The sequence below is a fragment of the Flavobacteriales bacterium genome (assembly GCA_016779995.1).
Classification (GTDB): Bacteria; Bacteroidota; Bacteroidia; order Flavobacteriales; family UBA7312; genus UBA8444.
In genome coordinates this window covers 35,889-50,024 of sequence record JADHMO010000012.1, presented here as the reverse complement: position 1 = coordinate 50,024, position 14,136 = coordinate 35,889, and the positions used below count along the sequence as shown (strand labels likewise).

Annotated in this window: 12 protein-coding genes; 3 read left to right on the top strand and 9 right to left on the bottom strand. The window is 32.5% G+C overall.

What is annotated here, in order from left to right; genetic code table 11:
* Nucleotides 1–643: 643 nt before the first annotated feature.
* Nucleotides 644–2,881 (bottom strand): T9SS type A sorting domain-containing protein, encoded by a 2,238-nt coding sequence (locus ISP71_07515; GenBank protein MBL6663934.1) that lies wholly within the window; start codon nt 2,879–2,881, stop codon nt 644–646.
* A gap of 176 nt (nt 2,882–3,057) precedes the next feature.
* Here ISP71_07515 and ISP71_07510 point away from each other — a divergent pair, with 176 nt between their 5' ends.
* Nucleotides 3,058–3,261 (top strand): hypothetical protein, encoded by a 204-nt coding sequence (locus ISP71_07510; GenBank protein ID MBL6663933.1) that lies wholly within the window; start codon nt 3,058–3,060, stop codon nt 3,259–3,261.
* A 112-nt stretch (nt 3,262–3,373) separates the two neighbouring features.
* Here ISP71_07510 and ISP71_07505 read toward each other — a convergent pair whose 3' ends face one another.
* The 5 genes from ISP71_07505 to ISP71_07485 all read right to left on the bottom strand — a co-directional run bounded on the left by ISP71_07505 (nt 3,374) and on the right by ISP71_07485 (nt 8,849).
* A complete protein-coding gene (locus ISP71_07505; protein MBL6663932.1) occupies nt 3,374–3,805 on the bottom strand; it encodes a hypothetical protein in 432 nt (143 codons plus the stop codon).
* A gap of 159 nt (nt 3,806–3,964) precedes the next feature.
* Nucleotides 3,965–4,441, bottom strand: coding sequence for a hypothetical protein (locus ISP71_07500; GenBank protein MBL6663931.1), 477 nt, complete (start codon nt 4,439–4,441; stop codon nt 3,965–3,967).
* A 45-nt stretch (nt 4,442–4,486) separates the two neighbouring features.
* Entirely contained in the window at nt 4,487–5,251 is a 765-nt protein-coding gene (locus ISP71_07495) for a hypothetical protein (GenBank protein ID MBL6663930.1), read from the bottom strand.
* A 1-nt stretch (nt 5,252) separates the two neighbouring features.
* Nucleotides 5,253–5,717 carry a hypothetical protein gene (locus ISP71_07490; GenBank protein MBL6663929.1) on the bottom strand — a complete coding sequence of 155 codons (465 nt, stop codon included), beginning with the start codon at nt 5,715–5,717 and terminating at the stop codon, nt 5,253–5,255.
* 141 nt (nt 5,718–5,858) lie between these two features.
* Nucleotides 5,859–8,849, bottom strand: a complete 2,991-nt coding sequence (locus ISP71_07485) for a lamin tail domain-containing protein (protein MBL6663928.1) — start codon at nt 8,847–8,849, stop codon at nt 5,859–5,861.
* An 81-nt stretch (nt 8,850–8,930) separates the two neighbouring features.
* Here ISP71_07485 and ISP71_07480 point away from each other — a divergent pair, with 81 nt between their 5' ends.
* Together ISP71_07480 and ISP71_07475 are read left to right on the top strand one after the other, a co-directional pair.
* Complete coding sequence (locus ISP71_07480) at nt 8,931–9,968, top strand: endonuclease/exonuclease/phosphatase family protein (protein MBL6663927.1); 1,038 nt, start codon at nt 8,931–8,933, stop codon at nt 9,966–9,968.
* A 2-nt stretch (nt 9,969–9,970) separates the two neighbouring features.
* Entirely contained in the window at nt 9,971–10,675 is a 705-nt protein-coding gene (locus ISP71_07475; GenBank protein ID MBL6663926.1) for an SDR family oxidoreductase, read from the top strand.
* A 3-nt stretch (nt 10,676–10,678) separates the two neighbouring features.
* Here the strand turns inward: ISP71_07475 and ISP71_07470 are convergent, their stop codons facing one another.
* Genes ISP71_07470 through ISP71_07460 form a run of 3 tightly spaced genes read right to left on the bottom strand, consistent with a single transcriptional unit; the run spans nt 10,679 to nt 14,111 of the window.
* Nucleotides 10,679–10,888 (bottom strand): hypothetical protein, encoded by a 210-nt coding sequence (locus ISP71_07470; GenBank protein MBL6663925.1) that lies wholly within the window; start codon nt 10,886–10,888, stop codon nt 10,679–10,681.
* Nucleotides 10,881–11,693 (bottom strand): N-acetylmuramic acid 6-phosphate etherase, encoded by an 813-nt coding sequence (murQ, locus tag ISP71_07465; GenBank protein MBL6663924.1) that lies wholly within the window; start codon nt 11,691–11,693, stop codon nt 10,881–10,883. Before murQ ends, ISP71_07470 begins: the two co-directional genes overlap by 8 nt.
* Nucleotides 11,694–14,111 carry a transketolase gene (locus tag ISP71_07460; protein MBL6663923.1) on the bottom strand — a complete coding sequence of 806 codons (2,418 nt, stop codon included), beginning with the start codon at nt 14,109–14,111 and terminating at the stop codon, nt 11,694–11,696. It lies immediately after the preceding gene.
* Between the last annotated feature and the right edge of the window lie 25 nt (nt 14,112–14,136).

The window sequence follows — 14,136 nt, the reverse complement described above, 5'->3', positions numbered from 1 at the left end:
ATTAGAAACTGAGCTTTTCACTCTTTGCTTATTAGAGTTCCAATTCTTTTTGGAGCATTGTAAACCAATTGTTGTTTGCAATCGTTTACCGTTATAGCTTATGCTTAAAAGTATATTATCTCTAGTCCCTATGTAAAAATTGACTTTCACATCTCAAAAATAAGTGTTTAACAGTTTGTTTAACACTTTTTTGGTTACCTAGTTATTCACGGATGAACTGAGTTTTTGACAGATTTTATAAAAACTTTAATTTACTAGGTTATATTGTCAATCCTTGTAAATCCTCGTAAACTATTTGGGAGTTCCGTCCAGACCGCTAGAGGGAGTTTGCGCTCCCTTTTTTTATGTCTATTTTTCACCAGTGATTAGGCTTGTAAGCAATTGAATATCAGTTTTTTATAACTTTTCAAACTAATTATTTTTTACCCATTTAAACCCACATAAGCCCATATAAATTGGTGTTTGGTTGACTAAGCGTTGACTAAAACCACATAATTTTGTTGAATGAAAAAAAACTAATTAACTATGGCAACAATTAAGTATGTGTTACAAGGGGATTCTTCTATTTCACTAAATTTATTGGTAGTGATAAGTAGAGTGGGGTGTAATAAAAAACCCCCACTAAAAAGTGAGGGTTTAGAATTTACTGAAGAATCAGTTTATGATTACTTATTCTATCAGAGGTTTTAATAGTGAGGTTGTAAACACCTTTTTGCTCATTAGATAAATCTATTTGAGTATAAAGCTCCCCTAAAGTATTTATAGATTCAAAATAAACTTGCTCTCCTAAGATATTTGTCACTAAAATTTCAGTTTCAGAATCTGAGTTAAATTCAAGATTAAAAATGTTAGATGAGGGGTTAGGGAATATATTTACATCAATTAAATTTTCATTAATTGAAGATATATTTTGACATACTTGTTCACAATCGTTTAAAGTAGAAAATTCACCACTTCCATCTAATGGGTCTACACAAGCATCGTTAACACAATTCCAACTATCTTCAATTATAACTGAACAGTTAGATTCGCATTCTTCTAGAGATTGAAAATTTCCACTTCCGTCAGATAATTCAACACAAGCAAATTCATTATTACAAGACCAAGTGGATTCATTTTCATCACAAATATCTGTTCTTTCTGCTGATCCAATATCTTTTATGTTAACAGGAACTTCTGTATTAACAATTGAACCCTCAAAATTAGGGTCGCCATTGTCGTGTGCTATACTACAATAATCTGCTAAAAGGTAAGGTGTTATTGATGAATTATCATCAATCAATGAAAGATTTAAATCAGAAATACCATCAAAATTAGTTTCAGGTAAATTGTTTAATGAATTACTAAAAATATTATAACCAGAAGCAATTATAGAACTTCCAAATGTAAAGTTAATATGACCAACTATACTATTATAAAAAGTTACAGAGCCTGTCTCCTCAGGCTGCCATTGAATAAGATTTAAACCAATTTCATTTTGATAAAATGTTGAAGATTTAACGCTGATATCAGTTCCAGAACCAAAATAAATTACATTATCATTATTGTAAAATGTAGAATTTTCAATTTCTAAATTACCTCCAAATTGATAAATCATATAATTAAATGAATAAAAACCACCTTGGTTATTACTAAAAAATGACGATTTTATAAAAGTGTTACAATTTTGACATTGTTCGTTATCAATTACTAAACTTAAATTATCATTATCTTTTAAAATACAAGAAACTAAACTTAAGTTATCTATGTCATTTGTTGATAAATTCCCATTGAGTGAACTTTCAATAAAAGTGTAATTATCAACTAGTTCATTTCCATTTAATAGAATATCACAATCAAAAATATTTTTATTAAAATCTAGGCTGTAATTAGCATCATAACTATCCAAAGAAAATGTCATAAAATTGTTTTGTGATCCATTTGATGATATTGTTGAATTATTAATGCTTATTAATTCTAACGCTAAAGATTCAAAATTGTTTATATCGACATTTTCAAGATTTCCCTGACCACGAAATTCTAAAAAACAATTATTAAAGTTAGAATTAGCTATTTGTAAATCAGTAAAAATTTCATAACCTAAGCTAGGGTTAAAATTTAAATTAGAATTGTAAAAAGATGATGAATCTATATTTAAATTTATGTTTTCACCTAGATAATAATAAGACATATTGAGGCCATTTGAATTTGAAATATCAAAATTATTAAATGTTGAGTTAAAAATTTCTAATTTTTCGATTGCTGTATTGGTGATAATCTTTGAATTATTAAATTCTGAATATGAAATTGATATATCAGAGGACCCATTTAATATAAAATCATCTATAAATGTATTTATGTTATTTCCATAGCAAAAACTTAAATCAAAATTTATATTGGGAGAATGTAAATAAAATAATTTACCAGGAATATTTATAAAATTACTATTTTGAATGTTAATATTTATATCGCTATTTTCAGACTGAATTGAAAAGATTTTAGCACTTGATTCAATATTATAGGCATATGAATTTATAAATTGAAAGTCATTGTATATGTGGAAAAAAACAAAATCTTGTAATGAATTAGGATGAATGTCAATACTATCAATTATTAACTCACCGTAAGAAAAAAAGGAGTTATCAAATTTAATCAATGATGATGTTTGGTCATCAGCATTACCAACAATTCTAATGTTGGCATTAGAAGTTAAACTGCTTGATAAAGTAATTGTTTGATTATTAATACTCTCATCAAATCTAATAGTAGTTCCATCAGATGCGTTAATAACTGCATCTCTAAGAGAGCCTGGACCAGAGTCATTAGTGTTAGTAACATAAACAGTTTGTGAAATTCCAATAAATGGAATCAATAAAATAAGTAGAGTAAATAATGTTTTCATAATTGAATAGTTAAGTGCCCTCAAATCTAATAATTTAGTTTGAATGAAATAGTACAATATAAGTACTTATGTAAAGAGCTTAGGAGCTAACTAATAAGTCACTAAGTTTATTGGTAAGTGATAGGATAGAATTAGAAATTTAATATATTTGAATCTAATTATTAAACTTAACCATTATGAATTTCAAATTAATTTTATCAATTCTTTTTATTTCATCTTTTACATTTATGTCTTGTGGTAAAAAATGTGTAGAATGTGCAGATTGCCCTTCAGAAGTTACTTTAGACCAATCAGAAGTATGTGAAAGTGACTTTGATAGTAAAGATGAATATGACCAAACTGTTGCAGTTATCGAGGCCTTTGGTTGTGAATGTAAATAGATTTAAATTAAAACCCTCACTAAAAAGTGAGGGTTTAGAATTTACTGAAGTATCAGTTTTAACTGCAAGTTTAAAATTTCTTTAGAATAGTTGGATTAGACTGAGATGTAATCTAATCTGCAATAATACCATACATTTCACCAATAGTAGTGTTATTAGGACAAAGGTCTGTTGGAAAATTAGCATACCCTATTGAATAACTTCTATTTTCATATAGGCTCCCGTTAAGATATGTTTTTGCATTTACATCTACACATCCATCATTATTTGCATAGTCAAAGTATAATTGCATCATGTAATAAAATGTAGTTCCACTTAATGCTGTGGCAGAAAATGTATTAGTAGTAAATGAAAAACTATTGGAGTTGGCTGTAAAAGATTCACTTCCAGCTTGAGTCATTACATTAAAGGACCTACCATTTCCATTTGTAATATCAAAAATTGTATAAACTAAATTTTCATTCATAGTAACTTCTTCTTCATCACCACAAGAGTAAAAAGTTGAGATAGTTAAAAGGATAAGTAGATAAAAAAATGCTTTCATAATTGAATAGTTAAGTTGCTTCAAATCTAATAATTTAGTTTGAATGAAGTAAATAATTAACAGTTTTGCTAAAAAAAGCTTAGGTAGGCAATTAAGTTTATTAACAGACCAAATTTTCAGCTTTTATATTTAAGAAAGACCAGATGCTCAATTCCTTAACTATTTTGTTGTAAAGTAATTATCAAAATAATCAATAGAAAACTTCTTATAGTTTAAAGTTTTATGTAAGCTGATGAATTCATCTCTAATCCTTTTTCTATTAGCGATTTTCGTTTCGTTAGAATGATTATATATTAGTAAAAATACACTAACAATATCTTCGTAACTGTATCTAATTTCGTCAAAATTAAATAATTTGAAATATTGTTTTTCAAGATTTTTCTCTTTGGTGAACTTGTAATAAAAAGAGCACATTAAAAAATAAATATTCAGATAAAATAACATGTAGTCACTATTGAATATTTGATTTTCATTTTTGAAATAATCTATGACATATTTCATTATTGTAATGTTCTTATCGATGATAGCGATAACAGAGATTTCTAGAAAATAATCAATATTTTTCTTTTCTAAAATATTATGTTTTTCAGAGTAATTATGTAATAAGTCGTTAATATTATCATAATTTTTAGCCATAATTTTCACGGACAATAGACGACTACACAAAACAGGGTGTAAATTTTAGCTAAAAGCCATCTTTTCAAAATTATCTTCAACTTTTTCATTATTTAGATGTTTTTTGAATTCTAAAATAGCTGAAGTAAAAAGCTTAATCTCTTTGTCTCTTGAAGTTTCATTGATGTACTTGGCCCACTCTCCATAGTAGCTATTTATACTACTATAATCAACAAATATTAAGAAGACAATCCTTAGGAAATTGTTATTTTGCAACAACTCTTGATTTACTACATTTTTTTTTCTAAAAATAATTCCAATAGAATTTCCTAAGCTTAAAATTTCATGATATGAAAAGGTCTCATATTGTAATTCTTTCAGATAAAATATATTATTCAAGGCCTTGAATTGTTTATTGTAAATAAGTTCTCTGATAAGTAGAGACAATAAGCTTATATTATCTTCAGAACTTTTTCGAATATCTTTTACTAGTTGATTAAGCTCTTTTTGTTCAGGTTTATTGATGACTTTGTATATTCGATCAGAAATTGTAAGTCTATTTTTGTAAGAATAAGTTTGTATATAGTGTGAGTAACTTTTATAACCATTAAAACGAGCTAAAATATCAAGAGTTTTAGTTCGAGTATTTACATAAGGTGCCAAGCCATAAATTCGACGAATAGTGTTGTAGTTAACGTATTCGTCAATGGTTTCGAGAATAATTTCAGAAAGAAGGTTACAATTACCTAAGCTATTGACTTTAAATTTTACTTTATCCTCGGTATTATTTTTTAATTCATCGAAAAAGTATGTATGCTTAACTTTGTACATTTTAATCGACTTTCATTTTGTTAATGTTATCGATTAAATTTCTTCTTTCATCTTTACTTAAAATAGAAACATTTATGCGATGCTTATTTTTTGTTTTGATTGTTATCAAAAGACTTTTTTTGAGACCTAGAAAGCTTGATTTATCTTTGACGCTAATTGTAGGAAGCTTTGGAATTTGAATGGTCTTTGTTTTATCTTTAGAAAACCATAAAAATACATTAGTAGATTTTATTTTCAATAAATCCTCATCAGAGTAAATAGTGATTTTATAAATTCCAACGATTGATAGTATGGCTGGTATAAGGGTGGGTAAAATCAGTAATATTATATTACTTTTAATGTTAGTACTTATCATTCCATTGGTATTAATCAGTATAATAAAAGATAATACATAAAATGCTAGTATTTGATAATACAAAAGCATTAAAAATAAAATTTTAACTTTTGAGCTAAGGTTTTTTTTCATAAAATATTAACAACTATAAATAAAATATTAAAGTATGTTATTGTTTAGACGCAATTTGAGAATACTATATTAGAATAATATATGTCGAAAGCAAGTACCTATTTAGTACAAATTATAAAAAAAAATAAAAACAACACTTTTCTAGTGTAGAAATATGGTTTTATGAATAGAAAGTGAAACTGTTTTTGCTGAAATTATATAAATAGCCTTAGGTAAATTGCTCAAATCAATTCTATGTTTGTAAGAATTTGTTTGTGTTTGTACGTCTTGAAAAACAATTTGACCGATATTATTAGTAATTTTAATTTCTACATCTTCAATTGATGTTAGGCTAAGGTTTACATTAAAGACCTTTTGAGATGGATTGGGATAAACATGGAATACATAATCTTGATTCGCAATTCGATTAGATCCAAGTGTATAAAATTCTAAAGCTGTAAATGGTGTAGCCCAAGACGTACCATTACTACCACATGCTCCTCTAATTCTCCATGAATAATTACCTGTTGTTAGACCGAATTTGGTTTTTGAATTTGAGTAAGCTGATACATCATTCCATGCCCATGTTTGTCCTGTTGTAAGATTGTTAAGCTCTAAAAAATAATGGTCTGGATAGCCGTTAGTAGGGGTGTCCCATAACATTGTAATAGTCGTATTTGCTGCATTGGATGTAGTTGACAAATTATAAGGTGTTTTGTCACAAATATCTTCAGTAGTGAAAGAACTATACTCTCCCCAAGATGAGTGATACATTAAGTCAGAATTTCCAAATTCATCAACATTGCCAGTACACCACGCTTTGGTATGCCATTCGTAATTGGTATTAGCCTCAAAATTACCTTTTAGCACGTTGATACTATTACTACCATTAACATACCTATATTCTGATGTTCCTACTTTTCGAATTTTGCCTTTAGATTGCCATATATCAAAATCACCATTTGGAGAATCTGCTGTGAGTGTCACCCAATTGGCTTCCGTAACCACAGCTAAGTTTTCAAGGTTAGGACAGTTAGGGAGTGTAATGAAATTGGCTATCTGTGACCACGCCGATTGGCATATTACATTACCTTCATCATCTATTACTCTAGCTCTAATAGACCAGTCGTAATTTGTATTGGCTTGTAAGAAGTAGCGAGTCCTAGAAGTCCCACTATATGGATTTGTATTTTGTGTTCCTGCAGTCATAACCGTCCAAGAGCTACTGCCAGTGGGTCTGTAACGAATCATATAATAGGAGGGGAGCTCTTGAGGTTGACTCCAATTGAATTGCACTCTGTTGTGAATGATATTGTCAACATATAATCCACTAGGCACATAGTCACAAGGGCTATCTTCGATAATGCAACTACTATCATCTAAAGTTGCATCAGGATTATAATTAGATGCTAAAGGATTCGTACAGCCACTAATGTATTCACAGCTACCATCATTAAAATAAGCATTAGGATTGTAATTGGTAGCAATTTCATCAGTACAACCTAAATAACAACAAATACAAGAGCCGTCATCGACTGTTGCTTGGTCATTATAATTAATGGAATTAGGGTCTGTACAACCTTGAATGATAATGTCACAAGGAAAGTAATGTTGTCCTAAATCAGACCAATCGTTATTTGGTAATACTTGCCATTCAGAATTTTCGGCAGTACTTCCAGAAGATGCTGTCCAATCTTCGTTTCCTTGACTAACAGAACACTTTCTAACTAGAGTGTGGTCTTTTGTAGCATTAGAAACTCCAGCTACTGACCAGCCATTTCCTGGGTCACCGTTCCAATCGCCAATTCTATCTACTACGGTATATCCACCAGCTGATGGGCTTGTGTTAGTTGAGGGCTGATTTCCATATACTAAAGCTATACCATCATCTCCATTACTGAGGTGTGTGGTGGTCATATCAGCAACAGCTAAAATAGCAGCATCAGAATAGGGGTGAGCTACAATGAAAACGCCATTGGCAGGAACAGATGAGCCAGTATCAAAATAGTGCCAAGAATCATACACTCCTACTTGAGTAGGAGCATTTACCACTAGTGCCATAGCGTAATTTTCTAGACTAACTGCCGATGATGTAGGATTGTAGATTTCGAGGTATTTGTTATTGGAAGAACCTTCGGCATATTCAGAGAAAAACAGCACCATATTATCATTGCCAGTATCGTAGGCGCAAGAACCATCATCGGTAATTGCATCAGGATTATAATTGAGTGCTAAAGGGTCGGTACAACCGTTAGTATAAACCAAACTTATACCCACAGGCATGTGGTCGGTAATAAATGCATCGTAGGAACTAAAACCACCACTAATATAATTATCTACTGGTATGGTAGTAACATCACTTTCGCCAGAGTTAAACTCATCAAAAAGCTCATTGGTAATGAGAATGTGGTCAATATGACTTGGCCAGTTTGGAAAAGAAAAATTCTGAGGATTTCCTGTTGCAATGCTCATATCAGCAAACAGGTAATTATCGCTATCGTCAATGAAATTTTGAAAAACATTATCGTCAGTATTATCGTCCAATTCATCGTTGTAATCACCAATAACCAATACATTTTCACTAGATAAATTATTGTCTATATAGGATTTAATATGGTTTAGGGCAACTAACCTTCTGTTTTCCTCATCTGATGAATCTGAGGTGTTCAGGTTGCCGTCACCACAGCATTTAAGGTGTACATTAATGATATAATACTCAATGTTGTTTTTTTCTACATGTATCAAATAAGGAGGTCTTCCAGCGAAAGCATAACTATAAGTGCTAGAAGATAGTATGGCATACTCATCAATAACGCTAACATCATTTTTGACTGCAAAAGCCATATTTATACCTCCATAGTTAGCATCTAGCACATAGCCGGTATAGCCCGATGTAGATTCCATCATAGTATTGAAAGCCGATATATTGTTTATTTCTTGAAAACCGATGATTTCTGATTCTAGTTCAACGATAATGTCAGAAACATAATTCTCAGTCGTACCATCTACTTTAGGAAAGCTTTCCAAATTCCAAGTAATGACATCGAAAGTATTGTCATTACCAAAGCCTAAGTTACTCAATGATTGAGCATAGTTAGTTATGTAAAATAAAAGGAGTACAACTATGAATAGACTTCTATTGAAATGAACCATAAAGGATAAAGATTATTAAAAGGCTAATTTAATAAGAATATTCGTAGTTATTAGTATAGCTTTAAATTGTAAATTTGCCCTATGCGTAAAACCTTAATACTTCTATTTCTTTTTGTTTCAACGTTTACATTTTCTCAAAGTTTATCTGACCTCGTTTTTGGTGCTGAAGGTTCTTTTGAAGTAGTCACGTGGAATCTAGAATTTTTCCCAAAAAACAAGCAAACTACTATTGATTCGACTTCGGTAGCTATGGCTGCTATGCAAGCTGATGTTTATGCTTTACAAGAGATAAATGACGAAGAAGCTTTTCAGGAACTAGCTAATAGCTTAGAAGATTATACAGGCTACATTATACCCAATAATTACAATAATTTAATTCTAGCCTATTTAGTACACAAAGATGTAGAAGTCATTTCTCATTATTCTATCTTAAATTCCAACCAATACTCCAATAATTTTGCAGGCAGACCACCCTATTTAATAGAGCTTAGTTTTAGTGGTATGACCTTTTATATCATAAACATACACCTCAAATGTTGTGGTGATGGTACATTAGACGAATCGGACTCAGGCGATGAAGAAACTAGAAGACGAGCAGCCAGTAATGCCATAAAATATTATATAGACAACAACCTCTCAGATAAAAATGTTCTCATAGTAGGAGATTATAACGATTTGATAGAAGATAACATCAGTAACAACGTCTTTCAATCCTTTATAGACGATAGCGAGAATTATCTGTTTACTGATACACCAATTTTGGATTTTCCTACTTCACAATGGTCTTTTCCTTCTTGGCCTTCACACCTAGACCACATAATCATTACTAATGAGCTTTTTGATGAGTTTAATAACGCATACAACTATGTGACAACCATGAATATGGCGCAATACTTTAGTAATGGTTTTTATGGTTACGACAACTGCATCTCTGACCATTTGCCAGTAGGCATACGACTATGGCCATACACCTCAAATATTGATGACAAAGAGGCCAAGCCCAACCAACTTAAGGAGATAAGAAACCTTGAGGGAAAGACTATACAACCTACATCTAATCAGCTACAATTTCTGATTTATAAAAACGGTTCAGTTGAAAAAAACATCACTTTAGACTAAATATGAATTTAAAAGGTAAACACATACTTCTGACTGGCGGTAGTCTAGGAATAGGCAAAGAAACAGCCAAAATTTTAGTACAAAAAGGAGCGAAAGTTTTGATTACGGGACGGTCTGCTCAAAGACTTGAAGAAGCTGCTAAATATACGGGAGCTCAAACCCTAGTTTTTGACATTTCAGACCAAGAAAATATTTCTGATAACGCTCAACAATGTATAGAAGCTTTAGATGGTAAAGTAGATGCTTTGATTAATAATGCGGGAATAGGTACTTTTCAGAAAATAGAAGAAGTTACTTCATCTGATTTTGAACAAATTTTCAATACCAATGTTTTTGGACTGGCTTTATTATCAAAATCCATCATATCGGTAATGAAAGAACAAGAGAGTGGTACTATTATCAATATTGGTTCTTCGGCTAGTGTAAAAGGTTTTGCTGGAGGAAGTGTCTATGCCGCTTCTAAATTTGCTGTCAGAGCCTTAACACAATGTTGGCAAGCAGAATTGCGACCATTTAATATACGCGTTTGTCAGTTGAATCCTAGCGAAGTAACTACGGCTTTTTATAACCAAGAACGTCAAGAAAGGGCAGAAGTGCACAACAAACTATCTCCTAAAGAAATAGCACATTCTATTTTGTCCGTTTTGGAGATGGAAGATAAAGGTTTCATTACGGAGCTTAACGTATGGGCAACTAATCCGTTTTAGAATTTACTTCTCTTTATCAAAAAAAGCGTCTAGTGTGGTTTTTAGCCCTTTGTAGGCAAAGAAAAATAAGCAAAGGATAAAGAATATACCAAGCCCCTTTAGAAATAAATTATCTTTACTATCGGCTATGTATAAGGTCATGGCAGCAGTGAAGATGAAGAATATGGACATGGATATCCACATCATACCATTGGCTAATTTTTGTTTATCCATTGTTTTGGTGTTTTTCAATGGCAGCACGTACACTACCACATTCGTTTAATAATTCTTTGGCAAGTTCGTAATCTAAACCCGTTTGTTGAGCAACCATTAGAGTTCCTCTGTCCACCAATTTGTTATTGCTCAATTGCATATCCACCATTTTATTTCCTTTGACACGTCCTAGCTTAATCATTACAGAGGTGGAAATCATATTCAGGACTAATTTTTGGGCTGTACCTGCTTTCATTCGTGTTGAGCCTGTTACGAATTCGGGCCCTACCACTACCTCAATGGGGTGATGAGATACTTTAGATAAAGCAGAGTCTGCATTACAACAGATACAAGCCGTAAGTATCTGATGCTTATTGCATTGTTCTAAGCCCCCAATAACGTAGGGTGTTGTGCCAGATGCAGCAATACCAATAACCGTATCTAAGTCATTGATTTGGTATTCTTTCAAATCTTTCCAAGCTTGTTGCTTATCGTCTTCAGCAAATTCTACAGCTTTACGGATAGCCGAATCGCCACCAGCTATAATACCAATAACCCAATCGTGTGGTACACCAAAAGTAGGAGGGCACTCAGAAGCATCTACAATGCCTAGTCTTCCAGATGTTCCTGCACCAATATAAAATAAACGACCACCTTGAGCCATTCTAGAGTATATGGCATCAACCAAAGGTTCTAACTTAGGAATAACTCTTTCAACGGCAAGTGAAACCCCTTTGTCTTCTTGATTGATTCCTTTTAAAAGACTAAGTGTATCCATCTTATCTAGATGGTTGTGATTGGAATCTTGCTCGGTTGTTTTGTTCATTTATAGTGTTGGATATTGAGTAGGGTTGTGGTCGTGCATTATGGCATAAACACTTTCAAAAATATCGTCTGCATTGGGTTTAGAGAAGTAATCGCCATCTTCGCCATAGGCTGGTCTGTGGTCTTTTGCAGATATGGTTTTAGGCTCACTATCTAAATAAAAATAGCCTTTTTGTTCTTCTAATACTTTTTGCATCATGTAGGCCGTAGCACCTGCCGAAACATCTTCATCTATAAATACAACTTTATTGGTCTTTTTCAAACTTTCTACAATGGAGTGCTTAATGTCAAAAGGCAATAGAGATTGTACATCTATTACTTCACACGAAATTTCTACTTTTTCTAATTCTTTGGCAGCTTCAGAGACTAATCGCCAAGTAGAGCCATAAGTTACTAAGGTAATGTCACTCCCTTGTTTTGTAATTTCTGGAATACCTACAGGAATGGTAAATTCTCCTAAGTTAGCAGGTAATTTCTCTTTGAGTCGGTAGCCGTTCAAACATTCTATGACAATAGCTGGTTCATCACTAGCTAAAAGGGTGTTGTAAAAACCAGCCGCTTTAGTCATATTTCTAGGGACTAATACATGCATACCTCTTAGACCGTTAAGCATCATACCCAAAGGCGAACCAGAATGCCAAATACCTTCTAGTCGATGTCCTCGTGTTCTAATGATAAGGGGTGCTTTTTGTTGCCCTTTAGTTCTGTAATGTAGAGTTGCTAAATCGTCAGATAAGCCTTGAAAGCAATACAATAAGTAGTCTAAATATTGAATTTCAGCAATCGGTCTCAGCCCTCGCATAGCCATACCAATACCTTGACCCAAAATAGTAGCTTCTCTAATGCCTGTATCCGATACTCTTAATTCGCCAAATTTTTGTTGTAAACCTTCCAACCCTTGATTAACACCACCAATCTGACCGCTATCTTCGCCAAAAATCAGTACCTCAGGCTTATCAGCCAAAATACGTTCGAAGTTATCTCTTAAAATGACTCTAGCGTCCACTTCTTCAGATTGTTCATTGTAAGTAGGGCTAACTTCTTTAACTTTAAGAATAGATTGTTCAGATTGACTGTATAGGTGTGAACTGTATCTTTCTTGGTTTTGTGTATTCCAATCCGATAGCATTTGCTTAAGCTGTGCCTTAGCATTGGTGTCTTCACCTCTAACAATACGTAAGGCGGAACGAATAGCACCAAAAATATTTTTTCTGTGGGGGTTTAGTTTAGCATCAAATTCTAATTGTTCTTTAATAGGCTTTATAAACACACCATTTGGACTTTCATCTATTAGCTTATCCAATAAGACAACAGCCTGATTGAGTTCTTCAAGGATAGGATTCTGATAGGCTTTCCAAGCCATATTTTTTTGTTTAGAAACCTCTTTTTTGATATCGGCTCTCATTTGTGTTAACTCATCGTCTGATGCAATAGAATTGGCAATTAACCATTCTTTAAATAACTCTATACAATCGTAATCGTTTTCCCATTGAAGCCGCTCTTTCGACTTATATCTTTCGTGAGAGCCAGAAGTAGAATGACCTTGTGGTTGAGTCATTTCAGTAACGTGTACCAAAACAGGTAGGTGTTCTTTTCTAGCTAATTTTTCAGCTTTTTCATAAGCTTCTATCAGAGCAGGGTAGTCCCAACCCTTAACTTTAATTATTTCAAAACCTTTATCTTTTTTATCTCTTTGAAAACCCTTTAGAATTTCAGAAATATTTTCTTTAGTGGTTTGGTGTTTGCTATGTACAGAAATACCATAACCATCGTCCCATACGGAAACAACCATAGGTATTTGTAGTACACCAGCGGCGTTAATGGCTTCAAAAAAATGTCCTTCTGAAGTTGAGGCATTGCCAATAGTACCCCAAGCAATTTCATTGCCATTTTTAGAAAAACTCGTCCATTCTTTTAGCAACTTATTTTCTCTAAATACTTTGGAGGCTTGTGCCAAACCTACCAATCGAGGCATTTGTCCAGCAGTACACGAAATATCAGATGCAGAATTGTATTGCTCAGTCAAATTCTTCCAGCTACCATCTTCATTTAAGGACTGAGTAGAAAAGTGAGCTACCATTTGTCGTCCACCAGATTGTGGTTCGGCATCAATATCGGCGTGACCGTACAAAGCAGCAAAAAATTGTTGTACTGTTAATTCGCCGAGTGCCATCATGAGCGTTTGGTCACGGTAATATCCTGAGCGAAAATCGCCTTTCTTGAAGCATCTTGCCAAAGCAATTTGGGCTAACTCTTTACCATCGCCAAAAATACCAAAGCTACCTTTACCAGAAAGAACTTCTCTACGACCCATCAAACTCATCTCTCTACTTTCACAAGCTATTTTATAATCTCTTAAAACAGAAGATTTAAAATCATTGAAAGTCAGTTCTTGAGTATCGGATTTCTTAGTAGCCATAAATCTTGGGGTTTGATGAGGCGAA